Raw genomic sequence first — 22,092 nt, forward strand, 5'->3', positions numbered from 1 at the left:
CTTCATAAAATTTAGAATGATACATTCAGGTTAATACCATAAGAGCGGAGGGAAGGCAATGCTCCACCTTCAATTCCCTGGATATTAGAGGCGGAATTGAGGATGTTGGACGGGTCCACGTTAGGGGCATTGGACTTGATCAGCCAAAGGTTACGACCATAGAGGGATACGCGGACATTTTGCGCACCAATCTTTTTATACCATGATTCCGGCAGGTTGTAGCCAAGTTTGGCTTCTCTCAGGTAAATGTAACTGGCATCGTACAGGTTGGCTGTACTGATAGCGTTACCACCGTTATACTTGAAGTGGTCTTGTGCTGAGATGTTAACCGTATTGGGTTTTCCGTCAGCTGTAACGCCAGGAGCAACCACGCCGGTTTCACGTATTCCATTAGTTACAGTGCTTTCCAGCAAACCAGATTTTTCTCCATAAAGATTGGTGTAAGAGAAGAAGCTACCGCCGTGCTGGAAGTCGACCAGTGCGGAGAGGTAAAAACCTTTATAAGAGAAGGTGTTAGTAATACCACCTACATAATCCGGGTAAGCATTACCAATGTTTTTGATCGCACTGGGCACATATCGTCCTAAAGAGTCGACTAATTTTTGTCCGTTTACATAAGTATAATCGGTACCGCGAAGTGTTCCGAGGGCCTCTCCTACTTCAGCCACCACAGATACCTTCTGTGTACGGCGGTCGGTGCCGATAGTTAAGATAGGCAATGAGGTGTTGTATTGAGGGATATCAAGATTCTGCAGTTTATTGCGGTTGAATGAAATATTGGCATTGATATCCCAACGGAAGCCACCTTTCAGGCGAATCGGGTTGAGGTTTAAGCCTATTTCCACCCCTTTGTTTTCCACGCTACCGCCATTTAGATAGGCGCTATAATAGCCGCTTGGCGTTGAAGTTGGGAGGGCGATGATTTGATTTTTTGTAACACGTTTGTAATATGTCAGATCGAGACCGATACGGTTATCCAGGAATTTCATTTCCACTCCTGTTTCTATTTCCGTGGTACGTTCCGGCTTCAAATCGGCGCTATTAAAGGTGCCATTGAATTGACCGATGGCATTACCATCAAATGGCGGCACATAATTGAACATATTAGTTGTGCGGTAAGGGTCTGCGTCATTACCCACGGCGGCCACACTACCTCTCAGTTTACCGAATGACAGCCATTTCCAATTTTTCAGCAAATCAGAGAATACAAAGGAAACAGAAGCAGAAGGATAGAAGTATTGGTTATTGCCTTTAGACAATGTAGAGGTCCAGTCGCTACGGCCGGTCAGGTCGAGGAACAGGAGGTTTTTATAACCCAGATTGGCAGTAGCAAATGCTGAATTGATCTGCTTTTCGAAGTATTCATCTATGGGGGTTGCTGTTTGCAGTGAGTTATTGAGGTTGTAGATATCCTTGATAATAAACCCACCATTGGTGTAACCGCCGGTAGTTGTCCATAACCGATGCATGATATTACCACCAACTGTCGCATTCAACTGAAAGTCTTCTCCGAAATTCTTTTTTATATCGGCTGTTACCTGATAGTTCATTTCACGGGACGTACGGAGTCGTTTGGTGTAAGTACCCGGGATATAATCCTGCGCGGTTCGTTCCTGTTCCAGTGTATTATAATCATCCATGAATACACGGCCAGTGAAAGACAGCCATTTGGTAGCATCGATATCTACGCCTGCATATCCATACAACCTGTTGCGGCTATCTGTTTCATAATCCATGTAGCGATTCCAGTATGGGCCATTGCTGGAGGAAATACTGGGGTCATTCCATGCTCTGCGGTTCCAGGTGATCTGGGAACCATCATCGTATTTATATCTTTTTTCTTTTTCTATATCCAGCTGACGTTGTCCGTACATGGTGAACTGTAAGGTCGGGTTAGGTCCGGTGAATCCGGTACCGGGGCGGCCTTTTACTCTCAGTGAAGTATAGTTGATGGAAGCCACCGCTCTTACTCCCTTTGTAATTTCGTAGTTACCATTTACAGAAAGGTTATTTCTTTTATTGGTAGCATTGGGCAGCACAAAGCTTTGATCCATATTGCCATAGGACAAGCGGAAGGAGCCTTTGTCGTTGCTGCCGGCCATGGATATATTGTTGGTGAGGGTGAATCCCGTTTTGTAAAAGTCTTTTACATTGTTTGGATGAGCAGACCAGGTGTCTGTTTGTCCGAAGTAAGGATTGTTTTTATTTTTATCCCATGACCAGTAAGGGCGGATTTTGCGGCCGTCCAGTTTGGGTCCCCATGATTCGTCTACTGCATATTTAGGCAGGAGGTCGTATCTGCCTTTCCCGTTATTGTCATCGTAGGTGGCGCTTTGCTGATTGAGGAATCCTTCCGGGTTCTTATTGTAATAGAGTGTATCGAAGCTGCCGGCAGTACCGCCGCCGTATTCGTTCTGGTATTTTGGGAGTACTGCTACCTGATCAACCTGTGCATTGAGGCTATAAGTGACGCCAATGCCTTTTTCAGCGTCCGGGCGTTTTTTGGTGGTAATAAGCATTACACCATTTGCGCCGCGGCTGCCATACAATGCGGTGGCGGCAGCGCCTTTCAGTACTGATATATTTTCGATGTCTTCCGGATTGATATCTTGCAGGGGGCTACCATAATCGTATCCACCGCCGCCGTTTTGCTGGCCTGCTGCGTTGGTGATGCTATTCATCATAGGGACACCATCGAGTACAAAGAAGGCATTGTTGTCGCCCAGAATTGATTTGACGCCGCGGATGGTAATTTTGCTGGAACCACCCATGGATCCGGTGTTGGTACTTACCTGTACACCGGCAACTTTACCAGTGAGTGCGTTTACAAAGTTCACTTCTTTGGCTTCCTGTACCGCGCCACCGCTTACTTCCTGCAGGGCATAGCCAACTGAGCGGGGATTCTTTTTAATACCGAGGGCGGTTACTACCACTTCTCCCAACACTTTTTTAGTAGCATTGGAGGGCACCATGGTAATATTCAGTTCGCCTCTTTTTTCGATGGGAATGGTTTGTTCACCGAAAGTAGTTGCTGTTACCAGTATGGTATCCCTGATGCCTGCCTTGATGGTATAATTTCCGGTAGGATCTGTCTGGGCATTTAATTTAGTGGTTTTATTACGGATGATAGCGCCGGGGATCGGAGTTCCTTTATCATCTTTCACTGTACCTGTGAGTGAGAATTTCCCGACTTCACTTTTTGCGGTAGCCGGATCCGGAGGGAGGATGAGTGCGGTATCTTCCTTAGGAGCGGCAGTAGTGGTTTTAGTGGAATCAGGAACTGATTTGGCGGTAGTATCTTGCTTAGGTCTGGTAGTATCCTGAGCAGGCTGCGCTTTTTGTGCGGTATCCTGTTTCGGCTTCGTGGTATCTTGTTTTTGTTTGATACTTGAATCAGCTGCAGCGGGTTTAATCACTACCGGAACGGTGGTATCAGCTTGCAGTTTTGCTGTGAGATACCCTTCGGGTTTTGCGTATGCGCTGCTGGAGGTATAGCAGAAAAAGGCATAGCACAGCCCCGACCAGGCTAGTACATGGCTTCTCATTGTATAATTAAAGATTTGATTACAAAATTTTTTGCCAGAAATCTTTTGTTGTCTATTGTTGTATTGATTGTCCATCAATATAACAATACAATCAAAAGTGCTTCTACAATGGGTTGCAGAAGCAAAAAAATTATTATTTAAGTTTTTTCCTCATTTCGTAGTGCGGAATGCCCACTTCTGTAAACTCTTCTCCACAAGATTCATAGCCTAGTTTCTGATAGAATCCCACGGCTTCTTTTCTAGCATGCATGGTTAATTCATCGAAGCCATTGTTACGTACATATTCTTCTGCAAATACAATAATTTCTCTGCCTGCACCTTTTCCCTGTAAAGCGGGTGATACTGCCATTTGCCTTAGCTGCACCGTGTTTTCATTGATGGGCGTAAGCACACAACAACCGACCATAGTTTCTTTAGTGTTTATTTCAGTGAATCCGGCAATAAAAATGTCATTTATTTCCTGTTGCAGCTGGGCCGCTGAAAAGCTTATTCCAAGTGGTTTTCGTAGCACTTCATTACGAAGGTCTACCATGGTGTGATAGTCACAACTACCGTATTCGAGTATACGAAAATCAAGCATGTTTGTTTCTTAGGTTTACGTGCCGCATTTAAGCAATTGGCTGGTGGGCTGTTTATCTGCTACAGTAGCCCACAAGTGTTTGAAAGACAAATAGCTTGCCAACAGGGGCTTAGGGATGTTGCGAATTAAAATAATTGACGATAAGTTGATCAACGGATTTCACCTGCAACATGTCGTCATTTATGGTGAGCGCGTTAGGGTGTGTATCTGTGCAAATTACTTTTTTAATCAGGCCACTTTGTTTGATTTTTTCGAAGCCATTGCCTGCGAAGATGCCATGGGTGGTTATTACACAGATCTCTGCGGCGCCGGCATCATGATAAGATGCTGCCGCGTGGATGAGTGAGCCTCCTGTACGGATCATATCATCGTAAATGATAACAGTTTTATCTTTTACATCGGCGCTGATAGCGGTAATGGCTGTTTCATCGCCAGAGATCCGGCGTTTAAATACGAAGGCAGCGGGTACATGCAGGTCATTGGCCAGGGATTCCACCCATTTAGCTCTGCCGGCATCGGTGCTGGCGAGCACAAAAGGCTTTCCGGCAGCGAGTTCCATAGCAGCATCCTTTACAAAGTCTTTTGCATATAAATGAACCGGGCGCACATCGTTTTCGAAATACCAGGTGATGCCATCCACATGCAGGTCGATCATCACAATCCTGTTGCCACGTGAGGTATTAGGGAGAGAAGAAAATAGTACTGCGCGTGTTTTGGCTTTCACAATTTCTCCATATTTCACTGCGCGTTCCATGGTGGAATATCCGAAAAAAGGAATGATGATAGTGAGAGAATAAGCCCCCAGCTGTATACAACCGCTGGCAAGATCATATAATTCGAGTGTTGCTTTATCGTCTATAGTCCCTCCTATCAGGATCACTTCTTTGTTGCTTACATTGCTCAATATGCGATGATAATGTTCCCCATCTGGAAAATCGCGTATCTCTAATTCCCCATTTTCCCAGGTAGTACCTGTGATTGACAGTATCTTATTTTTTAAATACTGGTAATGCTGTGTAGCAAAAATGATCTTCTGTGGCATGACTTTTACAGGATATATCTGAGATAATCGTAAAAATAAGTGATTAGGGGGATATTTATAATGTTGATAATTAATATTTTTGCGCACGAGCACTGTCATTTCCCCTGTTTTTTAACTTTTCATTTGCGGGTGGAACATTAAATTTGAAGGATTACTATATTCATGATTCGTTTTACAGCATATATCGGAGCACTGTTTTTTTTCTTTTTCATTAGCCTGCAGGTTACAGTCGCACAGGTGCGGTTGTCTGGAATGGTAGCGGATCAGGAGACCAAAACGGGATTGCCTTTTGTTTCAATTGTCAACAAGAGGACTATGACGGGAACACTCAGTAATGAAAGTGGCCGTTTTTATATTGAGGCTATTCCCGGGGATACGCTTGAATTTTCCATGTTGAGCTATGCGCCAAAGCTGGTCATCGCTCCCATGTTATCTTCTTCACAAGAAGTATATCTGCAGAAACGGATGTTTGAATTGCAGGGGGTAAACATACATGGAAAGAATTATCGTAATGACTCGATGGCCTTACGTGATGAATACGGACGGTATTTTAATTATCATAAGCCTGGGGCAATGGATGTGCTGAAAACCTTGCCAGCTAACCCTATCACGGCATTAACTTATCTTGTTCCGAGTAAAGTACGCAAGCGGAAAGAGCAGTTTCACGAGCAATTGCTTTATTGGGAGAAAGAGAAATTTATTGACTACCGGTATTCTCCGGAGCTGGTAGGAAAAATGACCAAGCTGCAAAGTCCCGAGTTGGATTCTTTTATGTATAAATACCGACCGGGGTATCAGTTTTTAAATAGTGCATCGGAATATGACCTGATGTTATATATCAAGCAATCATTTGAAACTTACCAGAAACAGAAGCTAGAAAAGAAAGAACCATAAAAATAGATACGCCAGGTGACAATCACCTGGCGTACTTGTTTATCAGCGGTATATATCGCCAATCAACATGTAATTATTTATATATTTGCCTCGCATTACTCTTGCTGAGCAGTTGACCCAACATAGTAAGCATCATTAAAAGATCCTATACCAACAAGCTGTTTATTCTATGAAATTTTTATTCCGCCTGGTGCTGCTTTGTTTATTAAGCAGCGTTTCCTATGCCCAGACCGTATACCAGATCCGCGCAGATAGTGTTCGTATTTACAGCGCGTGCGATACCGCAGAACTGATTATTGAAAATCATACACAGGATACTACCGGTTTTTTATTTAACAAGGGTAAAGGCAGAACGGAGTTCCGGAAGTTGCGGCTGAAGATGCTGGCGGATAACTCGCTGGCGATTGTGGGGCAAGATACGGTTGCACTGGGGACTGGGTTTGTAAGACTTCAAACAGCAATAAACCAGCCGGGAGGATTTTCTGTATCGGGAAGTGGATTCAGTACTGCACAATTTCAGGTAAAGAGAGATGGCAGTGATGCCGTTTCGGGTGGCCTGGCGTTGTTTAATGCCATTCAAACGAGGGGAGCTATTTTCCAATTAAATGGTGATGTAAATCCGGGGGTATCTACCTGGATACACAGTGGATCTACCTGGGTGAAAAGAATGGAAATAAATTCAGGGAGTGGCGTTGTTGATATGCCATATGGGTTTATTGGAGGTAATACTTCGAAGATAAGGGGAATCGATACGCTTGATTTTACACAGTCGTATCTGCAGTTCATGCGGAGTGATGGAGCTACGAGAATGGGATTGGTAGGCATGGCGAGTAAATCAAATAAAGATGTTTACCTGATAAGTGACCAGGGGAAAGTAAATATCTATCCCAACAATAATTCCCTGACAGGTTATTTGAGTGTAGAGCCAAACAATTTGTTATATAGTGGAGGCACTGTTACACTTGCAAATGCAACGTCCAACATGTTATCTTTTGTAGGCGGTGGTACAGGTGTTCCATCTTTTCTTCCCAGAAGTGTGGGAACAAAATTAGTATTGGGTAATACTGTTGGTAGTGCATCAGTAGATCACGCAATGGGAGTAGAATCATCCAACACCTGGTTTTCAGTGCCTCAACAAAATAGCACCTTTGGCATCAAATTCTATGGAGGGGCTACAGAGATTGGAAGGATAAGTGGAGTTGGATTATCTGAATGGGCTGGTCAGGGTAGATTTAAAGGCTGGGCAGACACCACTGTAAGGGGAGTAGCGGCAGAAGTTGGGATGATATACGGTGCAGCAACATTTATAGGTGCTGACAGAACTGTTTCTCCGGCCAAATATCTGCCTGTGGTGATAAGAGGAGGTTCTTCTGCTACTAATTCAAAAGGATTTGGAATTGATAGTATAGGTTATCGGTTTATTGAGTTTCGCAATGTGGGTGTTTTAGGAACTGATGCAAATGGATATTTAGTAAGTAAAATGCCTTTGTTATCGGATATTCTGGGTGCTGGTAATCAAACGGGTAATAATTTAATCACTTTTAACAGACCGTTATCAACACAGAATCAGTTGATGGATTGGCAGCAGGGATATGGTTTGTATAGTGATAATGTTACAGCTGTTGATGGGGTGAAGGGATATCGGTTATGGTTTGATGCTCCTGATAGTGGAGATATTGTACTTGGTCCACGTACAGGAATTAATTATGTTGGTGTATTGAGGATAAAGGCAAGAAATATTAAGTTGGAAGCAGGGACTTCGAAGTTCTTTAACCTGAGTGCAATAGGAACAGATGCCGCCGGTTACCTGGTTGATGGCTCTGCCAATTTTATCAAAAACAATACTTCTACTCAAACTGCAAATTTTAATATATCCGGCACAGGTGCATTGGGCGGAAATCTTACCGTAGGAGGAAATGAAATAGTAACCGGAAGTGTAACTTCTACCGGCTTCTATCAGTCTTCTTTACGGGCATTGAAAATGAATATAAAAACCTGTGAATTAAATGCCTCCCGCATAATAGACAGCTTGAAAATCCGTGAGTTCGAGTACAAAAAAGACCCAGGGAAAAAAGTAGTAGGTATCATTGCAGATGATGAACCATCCATCGTTTCGGGTGAGAAACATGATCATCTGGATATGATGAATGCAGTGGGGCTATTGTTGAAAAGTGTACAGGAGCTGAATGCCCGAGTAGAAAAACTGGAACAACAAATTAATAAAGAACACACATCCAAATAAATAATTGAATATCATATATCCTATGAAATTTTTATTCCGTACGCTCCTGCTTTGCTTGCTAAGCAGCGTTTCCTATGCCCAGACTGTATACCAGATCCGCGCAGACAGTGTCCGTATTTACAGTGCCTGTGATACCGCAGAGTTGATTATTGAGAATCATACGCAGGATACGCTAGGTGTTCTTTTTAATAAAGGAAAAGGACGAACAGAATTTAGAAAAATGAGGATGAAATTGCTGGGGAATTCACTGGCGATTGTAGGGCAGGATACAATCCAGTTGGGAACACTGGTGAAAACAGCAGTGGATACCTTATACAGATCAAATGATTCTTTGTATTACCGGAAGATGGATGGGACAACATTAGCTGTGAAACTGGACTTAAGCAGTTGGGGGGATAGCCGGTATGATTTAAGTAGTACCAATTTCAGGACGATAGCTTATGATGACAGTGTGCTGTATAATAATTGGACGGCTGGAAAAATCATCGGATATGACGCTTACAGAGGAGCCGATATGCCGGCGTTATCTGATCAGGCCTTTCAGGGAAAGGGGAATAAAATCTATTATAATGGATTTGCTTTACGAAGTGCTATCAGACCTACGGGCTTCGATTTTGCTATAAACTGGGATGGTGAATTACTCGGTCCGAATGGTGCTTTTATCCGAACTAAAGATGATACCAGGCAAGAGTGGAGCGCCTGGAGAGAGTTGTTATTTAAAGATTATGGAGATAAAGCCTATATCCGGAATCAGAATGCCATTGCACAATCCGCTGGTAGTTGGGTAACAGGTGTGATGAGAACAGAAGGCCGTTTTTCGTTACTTAAGCCTGGGTCAGATGGTTTAGCGGCTAGTATAGTTTTGGAAGATCCCGCAGGGAGTAAGGCTGCTAACATTCAATTAACAGCCAATAATGCTGATGGATACCCGGGATTGGCATTTTGGGGGTATGATGCTATTGGATGGAAAGAAACTATGCGAATTACACCGGGGGGCCTTGTTGGGTTAGGTGTTACTAATCCAAGGAGTAAAATGGACATTACGGGTGGTGGAATCAGAACCTCAGAATACATACATCTACCCTTTGCGAATTCTTCAAACGGAGGGGTTAATCAATTATGGAATTCTTTTGAAGGGAGGCAATTATTCGCCGATCCTGAATTCCGGACAGGGCTGAATTCTACCTCAGTCTATAACAATTTGGGAGGAAACGCGGTTACCATGACCAGAACGAACACTGTTTTATCTAATGCAGTGCCCAATTCTTCGGGCTATTATCTTAAGATAGATTATAAGACGGGTTTGCCATCATCACCAGGACTTGGTGGGTTTGTGGCAGGGATTAATACTACTGCAAATAAAACGCATATTACCAGGATCCGTGCATTAATACCTGTTGGGTACTCCATACAACAAGCGTCTAATGCTCATGGATCTTCATGGATAGACCGGTGGCTAAGTAAAACTGAAGGAACTGGAAAATGGGAAGACTATATTTTCAGATGGGGATCGGGAGATGGAGGAACCTTTTCTTCTGTGAATTATTTTTGGTTGACAGGCCCCACTGATACCGATATCACCTGGTATGTGGCGTATTTTGATTCCAAAGATGTAACCTCTTCTTCCTGGGTGGATAATGTTACTACAAATGCCGCGACAGCCAGGCCATTGAAACTGTCATTCAATACCGATTCTACTGAGTTAAGTCAGGGCACACAGAATACCTTACGAATCAAATTGCCCAATGGGTATACTGAAATAGGTGCGTTGAATACCGACTATAGCTATTTTCAAACTGACAGAGCTAAATTTTATTTTTCAAAGCCGGTGTTGAGCTTGAATGGTTCTGGTATTGTAGGATCGGATAAAGGAAAAGCTAACATGGCTGTATTATCATTTTACGAAAATGATGCGAAAACGAGAGTTGGATATATAGGGAAAAGCGCTTCAGGTAATACTGATATGTATCTAACAAGTGATAGTGGCAATATTACTTTGGTACCAAATACAGTAGCCAATTTCACCAATTTCCTGACCGTAAAACCGGCGGAATTTTTTTATAATGGGGGACTGGTTAATTTAAGCAACACTACTTCCAATAACATATTGTTTGGTAACGGTTTAAATGCTCCTACTTTTAATACCCGCAGTGTTGGTACGAAAATAACGCTAAATCCGGTGATGAGTGGTAGCCAGGGGGATTATAGTCTGGGTGTTGAATCATCTAACATGTGGCTGGCAGTACCTCAGAACAATGCGACGAATGGCTTCAAATTCTACGGTGGCATAACAGAAGTAGGCCGGATAGATGGTGCGGGCAATTCCTTCTGGTCTGGAAGAGGTACTTTTAACAACCTGGTGACTACCACCATCAGCTCCAATAATTCCATTAGTGATGTGAGTATTTTTGGCGGAGCAGATGGTACCATATCTTCCAGAGGAGCAGAAATTAAATTAAGGGGCGGTACCAATGCGATTAGTCCGGGAGAAATGACTTTTCACACTGGTATAGCACAAGGTGGAACTACCCAGCCGGAAAGGCTCCGTATCACAGCAACCGGTAATGTAGGAATAGCTACAAATGCTCCGACCTCCACTTTACAGGTGAATGGATCGGTAGCAAAAACTATAAAAATTATCACCAGTAACACCACTTTAACAGACGCTGATTATACCGTATTAGCAGATGCTTCTTCCAGTACAAATATTTCCGTTACACTTCCTGATGCGACTACCTGTGTCGGACGTATTTATAATATCAAACTTTTAGGAACCGGCACATCTGGTGGTATGACCATAAAACCTGCAACCGGGCAGAAACTGGATAATGCGACCACCTTTGTATCCAATGTCGCCTATCTGGGAGTTACTATTCAGGCAGCTGGTGGAAACTGGTATATCATTTCCAAAAGTCAGCCGTAAAATTATTCGAAAGATGCCATTGCCTGCTGTAGCGCTGGCAATGAGAAATAATGTTGTTGTTTAAGGTAGTCTGCCAGTCCTTGATCGGTTACGAGTAAACCCTCCAGAACAGCTTCTGCTGGCCAAATGCGAGGGTTCTTTGGTGCTAGTTTGTAGTAGAGCGGATCATAAGTATTGGCGATATAAGCCGCAATTTTTCTTTTTTCGTTAAGAGAGAAGCACTGGAATGGATTATTGCTGAAGATGCTATTATCACTGTTGTCATATAATGCAGTAGCGTACCAGTCCAGTGCTTTCAACATTCTATTATCGTTTACCAGTGTATGGTCTGAAATCCATTTAAGGAGTTCTTCTTTTATTTCCAAATTGCCCTTGACGTTTTTTACGAAGATTATTTCTCCTACGGTGGCAATGTGGTTATCATCTAAGTCCAGGTAATCATTCATAGCAAGATCATTTATTTTAGGTTCTTTGGTATAGCCAAAGGATTTGACAAGTGTTTTGAGGAAAAGCGTGTCTTCATGAAGGAGGTAGGCGAGATCGGGTTGGCTGTTGTTGAAGAGGTATTTATTACGTGCGATGAGTGGTGGATTGATTTCTATTGTATAATGATCGCTATCCGTGAAATTGACGAAGTCCCCAAGGAGTGGTACATACGTAATGAATTTATATTCTTTTGAAATGAAGATATTATCAATGGTATAGTCAAATTCATCTTCTTTTTTATTTGTGGGATCAATAAGTACAGTATTGAATTTATTGCGAAGCTTTACATTACTATTTTCTTCATTAAATATATCGCCAAAAATCATCTTTATTTTTTCATTAAAATCTGTTGAGTCCAGTGTTACAAAGTTCTTTTCTTTTAATCCCTGAGCTATGATAGGTAGTGAAATTTCCACATCACTTGTCGTATAGTTGTAAATCTCGTAGATAGTATCCTCAGACGCTTCCATACGTTCTTGTAATGCTAAATGCTTTTTAATTTCTACGATATTCATATTGTAAACTTTTTTAGCGGGTTCATTACTCTCTGGACTAGTAGGTGATTGAATTTGCTTATTCTGCATTTGGCAGGCTGTAACTATAATCATAGTGCTACTTACAAGTGATAGATATATCTTTTTCATTGAATGGTTATTGGTTTCTAAGGCCTATGTGAAAATGATTTTTATGTATAGTTGTTGCAGTGCCCGTAGTATTTTTAATGCCTGTTTTATATCCATAATTTTTTCTAAACCCCCATCTGCCGGCTATTTTTAAAATATTTTCCAACACTGTCGTAAACTCCCTCTCTGACCCATACGCATTTTTCGCTTCACTCCATAGTACCGCCTGCTTCCTGTTTGTACTGCCAGGATACCTGATGTCAATATCGTTACCATTAATATGTCCTTTATGTCCCAGATCTCTTTTGTTGCTGGCCGAGATGTCATTGAAGTATAGTTTCTCTTTATATCCATTTTTAGGTAATGAATAGAAAAACCCCAATAGCGGAGCTGCTATGCCTGGCGCGATATAGTTATCATCTCCCCCATCTCTGTCGCCATATCGTCCCCAATTGGGCCCGGTTTCCGGAAATGGAACAAGGCCGTGGTCATTTTTCTCCAGTATAAATGATTTTGTTGGCGTGCCGGAAACATACAAATCGTATTGATATTTATTGCTTGCAGGATTGCTTTGAACAAATTTATAATCAAACGTATCTACATTGATGGAGTACCTGTTTATACTTCCTTCAGGGGCTATCCCATATTGACAGGATCCGACCTTGAATATGATCGCAGTATTGTTTTCGAAAAGATGTTTCTTTTCTATGTAATTGCTTTTTCCTCCGGAAATAACTTCTTTACCAACAGCCTTGCTGATTTTTGCTGTGATTCCCCTGTTATTGGCAATGTATTGTAAGCCTTTCCATTTCCAGAATGCCATAGCTGATAGGGTTGCTATCTTCATATCGTTGGCAACAAGATCGGGGTGGCTGATAATATCTGCATTTTCCCTGATGGCATAGCTGTTTGCGTAGGCATATGCATCCCTTCCGGTAATCTGTATGAGCCCTCTTCCCCTGAATTTCCAGCCATCTCCTTTTGATATATTGCCAAGGGTTTTACCTTTAGTTGTGTCGGGGCCATACACATAGTTGGCAATGTTTTGCTGATTTTCATCGCTAACACCGGGATTAGCAGGAACTCTTACACTCCTGCCCCATTCCCGGGCCTTCTTTTTGCCATCGGGGGTTTTGAATGGAGAGAAATGTTTACCTAAATCCTCCCAGTACCAATTGAAGCTTTCGCCATGTTTTATATGAAGACGCATGCCGCTTTCTATTCCTACCTGTGCAAAGAAGTGCGCTTTATTCCAACAGGTATTCATACCTGTTGATTTCATATAGCGGTTGTAAGTATCAGCTACAGATTGCAGATCTGCCTTATTGGCCTTGGGGAATATTTTTATCAGTTGAGATGTGGTAATGTTTTCAGCGCATCTGGGACAACCTTTAGTAAAAATATCTTCCCCTAAGGTTTCTCCAAGTACTACGGGTGCATTTGTTTTGCTAAGTTTATTAATTAGTTTATCCAGTTTGTCCGAGAGTTTAATATGCTGATAGAAGCTGATGCTATTGGGATTAAAGGTATTTTGGTCTGCTATTTCAGCAGGATAAAGATATTTGTGAGACGCGGATTTTATGACTACATAGAAGCAGCGAAAGAAGCTGTCTTCCAGTATGTTTCCGGTTTTCAACGAGTGTGTATCTATTATCATATGGCATATTTCACTATCCTCTACCTTTATACTGCTGCTGAGGAGGCATTTGTCTTCGTCTTTGAATTTATTTTCCCAAACCTGTATCAGTAGTTTTTCGCCAGCAAGGTTACTTGTTTGGATATGTACTTTTATTTTCTCTCCATATTTATAAACTTTATAGGCTGGTTGATGATGGTTATCATAAAAATGTACGGATACAATTTCCTTTCTTGCCCTGATCCGAAGGTATCTGCCTGTTTCTGCTGTTCGTCTGTTGCTTTGCTGTTGAGGGAACCAGTATTTTTTGCCATTGCATGTAATTGTTTTCATATCGGAGAACTGGATACTGTTTGCTATTTGCGCAATAGCAAACAGTATATTGAAAGTGTCCCATTCAAAACTCAACATTGTTAGGAATGGTTTCAGGCTGTAGGTACTGATATCCAGTTTCAATTCTCCAGTTCCATCAAAGCTCACTATTCCCAGGTCTTTGATATGATAAATTCTGTTGGCGGGGTTGCTTTGCAGCAGATGAAGATTTACTTTTTCATTTGCTGCGGCAGGGCAGTTAATAATGATCCTGATATTTTCTTTCCATCCAGCGGTGGGCTTATAAATGTTTTGTTGATCAGCAAAACACCAACGGGTAACGGTGGCGTATCCGGCATTAATTTCCAATGTTTTTTGTGATTTGCCTAATCTGGCAACTATGGTAAATTGCCCATTATGTCCGGCAGATGCGTTCCCCAATGTATTGCTACCAGCTCCGAATGGGGTCCATATAATTGGTCCATCCAGTGCTTCATCATAGGGCATTAGTGTTTGCGCTGATAGCGTATAATGTTTGCCTACTATCCAGTTGGTGATACCATTTACTACTTTGATTTGCAGTAGTTCATTGTTTTTGACTTCCAGTTCCCATTGGCCATGCTCTGTAACTGCTTTTTGTGCGCTATTACTGGTTAGCAGGTAACTTAGACGGGCTTCAATAAGGTATTTCCCGGGGATGGTAAAATGGGTATCGCCATCGAGTTTAATGAATGGACCGATACCCACCTCTTTACCATTCAGTAGCCACGTTGTGGTAGCCGCATTAGCTGAAATTGGAATGCTGTCAGTTATAATGGCTGATGCATGCAAATTCAGTGACGTGCGGGGTCTGATCAGATGGTTGGTTATTGATATTACTGCTTTGTTTGCTGATAGGAGTGCATGTGTAATTACCTGTGGATAATTGTTATTACACATGGTGGCACTAACAAAATAGGTTGCTGCAGCATTGGGCGGAGTAAAGCTGATGCTATCTGTGTTTGCTATCGCAATAATATTATTGCAATGATCTGTAATCTGCATGGACACATTTTGTTGTTCGAATGTAGTGGCAGGTGTTATTTCATATACTGCCGCTATGGTAACCGGTTCTCCCTTTTGAAGCCGGTACTCCCCGACAGAAGTATTGGTTATTTTCCCGGTACTATCTATCACATTGAATTTATCTTTAAGTGAGTTGTTTCCGGCTGTTATATCGAGGTAGGTTGTCATGTTTATCTGTTCATCGCCATAAGCCATCACACGATACTTTCCAGCTCTATCAAGATTGATACACAGATAAGGCCCGTTTTTCTCAAATGAAAGCAGCGTGGTGTTATTACTATGGTTATCGAATACTTTCCAGTTTACCTTTGATTCATCTGCTTTGTCAGGGTTCTCATACTTTTCTATGTAGAAAAATAATGGTTCGTTTATTCTGACAGTGATATCCGGGATGGTATTGTCTTTTATTCTAGTACTGCTGAAAGTTGCCGCAGGGGAGCGATGTTCCAGTTTGAGGCCGATCTGCTCTATACGCGGCACTTCCCGGGGATTGGTTTGCGGGAAGGATAGTGGGTTGGGTGCCTGCGCACCTGCTGTTGCCGTTTCCCCGCCCGGAGGAGGCGTAATACCGGTAGTTTGGCCGTGATCGCTGACGCTGATACAGGGGCTTCCCGATACGGCGCAAATAGCGGTACTATCTTCTGTTAATACTTTTCCACCATTGGAGAGGGTGATGTTGGATGAGAATCCCAGCCATTGTGTAATGGCCGGTGTGCAGGCATTGTGCGAAAATGTGCATCCCCCGAATGTTCCAGGTGTAAAGGGATTTCCTGTTTCCATGTTGCTGGCTACCGCTTTGGAGCTGCCACTATGGTCATTGATATATTCATTGGTAGCGGATACCTTTAGTTTACTGGTGGTATTACCGAAACTACATTGACACACCGCTCCCTGTACGACAAAATGTTTATCAGCCATCTTACCATTGTATTTACTTGTGTGTATTATTCTGTTTCCGTAGCGGAAACAGAGATGTTTCGCCGGAATTTTAGTCCATGTTGTTTGCCATTAATGATAATGGATTTGCCGGAATGGATGGCAATATCGCCGGAGCTATTCCATTGAATATTCTTGCCATTTTCTGTGTATTTTTTGCAGATGATAAGCAGATTTCCTGCGTGGTTGTTACGCATGGTGACAGGGTTTAGAATATTTTTGATTTCTCTCCGCTTTTAATATGCACCGTTTTTTCCGCACTTATCTGCATATTTTCTTTTGAGCTCTCAATATTTATTTCCTCGGCATTTTTCTCAATCTCTTTTGCCTGGAGATGTATGTTTTCCATGGCTGTTTTGGTGATGTTGGTAGCGGTTAGCTGGTAATCATTCACCGTGTATTGACTTAAGCAATCCCCTGCGCTATGGATAATGTTCATGCCAGCGGTGTGGTTCATGTGAAGTCCTGCGTGCATATCAATATTTTCGGTAGTATGTATGCTGATATTTTTTGCTGTTATTTTAATGCTTTCCGGAGCAGAGAGCGAAATATTCTGACCATGAGTATCCATGATAATGGTATTTCCTCCTTTGTCAGAAATGATGATGTTTTCCTGTTCGTGGGTGTCATCCATGCGGATGGTATGGCCGCTACGTGTTTTAATTACTTTTATATTATTCATTTCGTCTCCGTAGTTTGTTCTGGCGTTGCCATTACTGGCGCAGCCGGTGGCAAATGGAGCTTCGGGATTACCTCCTTCAAAATCTACCCATACTTCTTCATTGATTTCTGGAATAAAGTAAAATCCTTTATTGGCGCCACCATGTGGTTGATGTAGCCTGATCCAGGGAGTAGCGCCGTTTTGCCAGTTGAATTTTACCCGGATTCGTCCCAGCCCTTTCGGATCGTGGTTATCTGTTACCACTGCACTTTGCGCTTCACATTGTGGGGCATTGGTTAAATGCATCTGAGGAGTTGCCACATCTGAAGGGATACCTTCGAACGTATTATAATAGTCGCCATTCCCATCGCAATGATGTTCCAGTTTTGTCAGTATAAATTCGCCATGATCTTCCCTGGAATGCCATCTTTCCTGTATACTGATGATATTGCCCGGCCGCAGCCCCGTGTTTCTACTGGATCCTCTTATGAATACCATCTGGGAGATGCGTGCCTTTTGGTATTGCTGTGCCAGGGTGGATAATTCTGCCCTCGCATTACTGCTGAATGCATAAGGGATTTTGTAACTGGCGGCGTGATGGTAACATTTATTACTTAACGAATGTACCTGTTGAGAATAATTATTGAGAGTGGAGAAAACATGGCTGCCGGTCTCCTCTTCAATGACCTGTTGAAGCCTGTATTCATAGGCATGCAGTAATTGATTACCTGGTAAGATTTTGCATTCCAGTTGGAAATCAATAAGGTCAGCCTGGTGTGTAAGACTGGTTTTCTGTGGTATATATTGTCCGAATATAATTTGCTGCCCATTATAGAAAAAGTGTTCTCCATATCGTTGCGAGAGCCGCTGCAGGAATTCAAATCCTGTTTCTTTATACTGTACAATATATTTCAGCGGATAGGTAAGAGCAGGATTTACCTGCAGGTTAACAGTGAGTGGGTAACAATTCTTAAAAACGGTATTAACAATGGATGATAAGGCCAGCTGCTCGTATGACTGCATGTGTGGGTTGCCTGAAAGAAGAATGGTAGGGCTGTTTCCCCGAAGGGTACAACTGCCGGTGGTTCCATTCTTTTCTTTCCCGGAACTCACACTGGTAATAATGCCATTAAATAATAAAGGTTTGAAATTTAACGTAGGCTCAATTGCCTGGATACAAATGTTGATTTCCTTTCCCAGGAATGATTTGCCGGCGATCAGCGGATTGGGACCATGATTGGATAGCCAGTCGTATCCAATACCCAATTCAAATTCATGATGCTCTTTCATGGATTGTTTCAGGTGAAGAAACTGGAATTGTCCGAATTGATGCTCTCCTACAGATACAGTTGTTGTATACAAGGTCATAATTAAAATGAATTAAAAATGATTGAGGATATGTTTGGGAGAGGCAATTTTATTTGGGCACAAAACAATAAATCGAAATTATGGAATTAATTTTAATTGATAAAAAAATAATTAAGAATCCTACCTAAAAATTATTTTCATTTTTATTTCTTCGAAAAAAATATAATCATTGGAATGTTGTGAAAGTGTTTGCCAGTTTGTGTTGTGAGGTGTTAGCTGTGTGCTGGGTGGAGGTTTTAAGTTCTACAAAAAAAGGCTTTAAGAACATGTGTTCCTAAAGCCCAACTTCTAACTATATCAATCAACAAACTTATTTTATCGTCAAATTTTTCCAATCTCCGGCAGAACCATTTCCTACCCAATATCCAATCATCCCTTTTTTTTGTGTGCTGAGCTGGGATACTGTTAAACATCTCTGCCCGTTCACATATACGGATACCTCTGGAGAAGATACGATAATTTTTACATGAAACCATTTATTGGGATCAGTGGTAGCATCTATTTCACTTTCGTATTTACCCGGATAATCCTGCCTGAGTGCTGCCCAGTCGTGTAACGGCAGTGAAATGTACTGCACAGAATGCCCCCTCCTGCCAGCTTCGGGTACCTGGAAATTAAAAGGTCTGAAGTATATGGCGTCATAGGTGGAATCGTTTACGCCGTGAAAAGCGATGCCGACAAAGCTTTGCTGTAATTTATTCTTTCCTTTTGCATCAAATTCTATCGTGCCATCGGCGAAATCCTTATTATTAATCCAGGCAATGCCCGCACCGGGGGCTTCATTCAAATGGATCGCAGAGGAGTCCCTGATTATCCCACGGTTTACCACGCGCAGCTCCTGTGCAGTAGCCATGAAGGCCAGGAATGAAAGAAAAGTAAGGGTAATGGAAAAGCGACGTAACATAATAGATAATATTTATGAAGATAGCATTTACAAAACCATGCCGGAGAGATTGTATTTGATAAACACCAATTAGTACATGATATATTATTTTATGTGTTCGGTAGTAGTACATGCTTCTGTCCATGGCCGCACATTATTACGGATCAGGTTGAAAATTGGGGGGATAGGGTAAATTTTAAGACTGAATTTTATAGTGGATTAAGAACACCCCTCATTATCGTCAACATTACTCACAGCATGTATTGTCATTGTGTAGGTTCCGTTTATGCTATGCTTAATACCCACTAAGTACATACAGAAGCGGTGCAGTAGAGGTGGACTTGATGCGGGGATGACTTCCGGATGTATCACCGGGATGAAATGGAATCAAAAGATCGATGGAGGTCAGCACTGGCCATAGCAGCGCTGCTTCAGTGTCAACTGTAGCTGCGGGAAGAAATATACTATTGAAAGGAAGCAGGTATAAGGGGTTTATTCATCAAAATATCTCCGGGGACAAGATGGCTTTATTCCAATTGAATGATAGCTGGATATGCGTGTGTAAAGATAAGTTTGGGAAGCAATTTCGTCCGCTTTGGGTAGGTACGTTTAGGAGCATATTTGGGTACCTGCGACGCTGCCACCGCAATAATATCGGCTGCCATGTATTGCCTGTTGCCCGATGGGCCATCTTTGTACATCGCTCTTACCTGGAAAACTACTACCAGTGAACCCTGTCCGGGTACCTCCAGCGAAATATTTGTTTCCTGGAAAGTGGTATCCGGATCTATCATGAGTGTAACCGTTTCGCTACCCACGACCTGACGTGATGTAAAATCAATACGGGTTGCGATCACTTTTACTTCCAGCGCAGTAATGCCTTTATACCCGGCAATGGTTTGTGCGGGAATATTTAATATCCCGTTCCTGCACAGCCGGGGAGCCACCGTAAAAAAGCGATCTACGCCGGTATGCTGATTGAATCGGAAGCCGGTTATGGCTTCGTGATGATCGCCGGCAGCAATGAGTAGCCTGTTCAGCCGATTGATGTGGCCGCCGTCACAATGGATATCCAGGTGCGGGTAGAAAGCATGACGGATAAAAGCACCTTTCCTGCTGGCGATGCCAAAGCGGCGGGATGCGCGACGGGTAGCAGCCGTTTGCTGCACGCTTTCAGGCATGGAGCGCAGGAAGTACTCGCCATTGCGCCTATACCCAATGAGAGGACCGAGTTTTCCCGTAAAGGGAAGAATAGACATTTGCTTTGCCATAGGAGGTTATTTTGATAAGATAAATATAAGATAATTCGGGGAACGTATTTTCGGGATGGACGGAAGATTAGCTAAAGGGAATGACATGAGAATTGTATAATATTCAAAGATAGTTTGATGGGAATTTGAGCATGACAAATGCCGGTGTATTTGCATTTAGTGCATATTGAAAAAAGATATTCCCCCCGTTTTAAACCTGATCCATTATTACCGCGTCTGTTGGTTAAACAAAGAAGGGAATCATGCAGTAGCACGATTCCCTTCTTTGTTTAAAAGTCAATTGGGATTACTTATTGGAGCAATGCGCCATTCAGTCTCCCTAATTCAGTTTCGGCCAATTTGGTATTATATCGTGCCTGAATAAGCCTGTAATAGGAATCTTCCAGACTCTGTTGAGCTATTTTTACTTCGAGTATAGTGGATACCCCCTGTTTAAATCGTTCCAGTGCCACCATCGCATTTTCTCTTGCCAGGTCATTGGTCTCTTCTTCCAGTGATGCCTGTTTCTTATAGTATTCGTAATCCTTGAAGGCATTATTCAGAGATAGATCTACCTGTGATTTTACATTATCTAAAGTGATGTTTTGAAAATCAAAGTCTATCCGGGCATTCTGTACCTGTCTTTTTACGTTGAAGCCGTTAAAGATAGGTATAGCAGCGGTTAAGCCGTAGTTAATAACACCGTTGCGGCTAAAGCGCGGACTGAATGCATTAGAGGCTGCATTGGATGTATTACGGGTATAGTTGTAAGCAGAATTAAAAGATATTACTGGGAAATAATCAGCGCGGCGTTCTTTAATAGTGAGTGCCGATACATTTACGTTCTGCTGCTGCACTTTAATGGCGGTATTATTATTTGCAATATTCTGTTGTAGCACAGCAAAGGAAATACCGGCATTCAGGGGAATAGAGTCCACTACGTCATAGCCAATGGCGCCGGCAGGTACAGCCATCAGTTGATTCAGCAATCCTTTGCTTTGCTCTATCAGCGTTTGCTGGCGGATGTATAAAGCCTTTTGCGCATTAAGATCTACTTTGGATTGCAGCAGATCTGTTTTTGGGGCCAGCCCTGTACTGAATTTGGCATCTGATAATTTCACCCGTTCTTCAGAAATAGACATCTGTTCAGCTAATGCTTTCAGCTGTTGCTTTTGTTGTACAATATTATAATAACCCCCAATGATGGTGGCAATGGAATTTTGCAGCTGGTCTTTCATGGCCAGCTCTCCGAGATTACGGATAGATTCCAGTTTATTACGTGTTGCAAACATTTTGAGACCGTCAAACAATGTCCAGCTAAGGTTTACATTGCCGTTGATGTTATTGCCCTTAATGCCGCTTGTATCGCGTGTGGTACCATTTACGAACTCCTGTTTGGTGGCTGTATGATTCCAGGTGGTACCTGCTGTAGCATTCAAACGGGGAATAAAAGCAAAATTCGCATAGGCGTAGTCGTTAGCAGAAAGTTCTGCTGTATTTCTTGCCAAACGAATGTCGTAGTTATTTTTCAGCGCTACATCTATTGCCTGTTCCAGTGTAAGTACCTTCTGCTGCGCATGTAATGCGCCGGTACCTGCCAGTAACATCAGTAATAATAAACAACGCATCTTTATATATTTCATCAT

Annotated in this window: 13 protein-coding genes; 3 read left to right on the plus strand and 10 right to left on the minus strand. The window is 42.4% G+C overall.

The window, feature by feature from the left end; genetic code table 11:
* Positions 1-11: 11 nt before the first annotated feature.
* The 3 genes from AB4Z08_RS07690 to prs form a co-directional block, all read right to left on the minus strand.
* Positions 12-3,545: a SusC/RagA family TonB-linked outer membrane protein gene (locus AB4Z08_RS07690; RefSeq protein ID WP_441573146.1), complete on the minus strand. Its 3,534-nt coding sequence runs from the start codon at positions 3,543-3,545 to the stop codon at positions 12-14.
* 133 nt (positions 3,546-3,678) lie between these two features.
* Entirely contained in the window at positions 3,679-4,125 is a 447-nt protein-coding gene (locus tag AB4Z08_RS07695) for a GNAT family N-acetyltransferase (protein WP_441573147.1), read from the minus strand.
* Between the two features lie 109 nt (positions 4,126-4,234).
* Positions 4,235-5,167, minus strand: a complete 933-nt coding sequence (gene prs, locus AB4Z08_RS07700) for a ribose-phosphate diphosphokinase (RefSeq protein WP_441573148.1) — start codon at positions 5,165-5,167, stop codon at positions 4,235-4,237.
* A gap of 252 nt (positions 5,168-5,419) precedes the next feature.
* Between prs and AB4Z08_RS07705 the strand changes: the two genes are divergently transcribed.
* From AB4Z08_RS07705 to AB4Z08_RS07715, 3 genes are all read left to right on the plus strand, one after another.
* Positions 5,420-6,061 (plus strand): carboxypeptidase-like regulatory domain-containing protein, encoded by a 642-nt coding sequence (locus AB4Z08_RS07705; RefSeq protein ID WP_441573952.1) that lies wholly within the window; start codon positions 5,420-5,422, stop codon positions 6,059-6,061.
* 169 nt (positions 6,062-6,230) lie between these two features.
* On the plus strand, positions 6,231-8,303 hold the full coding sequence (locus tag AB4Z08_RS07710) for a tail fiber domain-containing protein (protein WP_441573149.1): 2,073 nt from the start codon (positions 6,231-6,233) through the stop codon (positions 8,301-8,303).
* A 22-nt stretch (positions 8,304-8,325) separates the two neighbouring features.
* A complete protein-coding gene (locus AB4Z08_RS07715) occupies positions 8,326-11,226 on the plus strand; it encodes a hypothetical protein (protein ID WP_441573150.1) in 2,901 nt (966 codons plus the stop codon).
* A 2-nt stretch (positions 11,227-11,228) separates the two neighbouring features.
* On the opposite strand, the gene AB4Z08_RS07720 is transcribed toward AB4Z08_RS07715, so the two are convergent.
* The 7 genes from AB4Z08_RS07720 to AB4Z08_RS07750 form a co-directional block, all read right to left on the minus strand.
* Positions 11,229-12,356 carry a hypothetical protein gene (locus AB4Z08_RS07720; protein WP_441573151.1) on the minus strand — a complete coding sequence of 376 codons (1,128 nt, stop codon included), beginning with the start codon at positions 12,354-12,356 and terminating at the stop codon, positions 11,229-11,231.
* Between the two features lie 7 nt (positions 12,357-12,363).
* Positions 12,364-16,266, minus strand: coding sequence for a PAAR-like protein (locus AB4Z08_RS07725; protein ID WP_441573152.1), 3,903 nt, complete (start codon positions 16,264-16,266; stop codon positions 12,364-12,366).
* Positions 16,267-16,292: 26 nt separating this feature from the next.
* Positions 16,293-16,481, minus strand: coding sequence for a hypothetical protein (locus AB4Z08_RS07730; protein ID WP_441573153.1), 189 nt, complete (start codon positions 16,479-16,481; stop codon positions 16,293-16,295).
* Positions 16,482-16,492: 11 nt separating this feature from the next.
* Positions 16,493-18,313: a type VI secretion system Vgr family protein gene (locus tag AB4Z08_RS07735; protein WP_441573154.1), complete on the minus strand. Its 1,821-nt coding sequence runs from the start codon at positions 18,311-18,313 to the stop codon at positions 16,493-16,495.
* Positions 18,314-18,623: 310 nt separating this feature from the next.
* Positions 18,624-19,217: a family 16 glycoside hydrolase gene (locus AB4Z08_RS07740; protein WP_441573155.1), complete on the minus strand. Its 594-nt coding sequence runs from the start codon at positions 19,215-19,217 to the stop codon at positions 18,624-18,626.
* 506 nt (positions 19,218-19,723) lie between these two features.
* The gene (locus AB4Z08_RS07745) at positions 19,724-20,467 is read right to left on the minus strand and encodes a hypothetical protein (protein ID WP_441573156.1); all 744 of its coding nucleotides are present in this window, start codon (positions 20,465-20,467) and stop codon (positions 19,724-19,726) included.
* A 290-nt stretch (positions 20,468-20,757) separates the two neighbouring features.
* Complete coding sequence (locus tag AB4Z08_RS07750; protein ID WP_441573157.1) at positions 20,758-22,092, minus strand: TolC family protein; 1,335 nt, start codon at positions 22,090-22,092, stop codon at positions 20,758-20,760.

It is taken from the genome of Chitinophaga sp. RAB17 (genome assembly GCF_052114225.1).
Taxonomy (GTDB): Bacteria; Bacteroidota; Bacteroidia; order Chitinophagales; family Chitinophagaceae; genus Chitinophaga.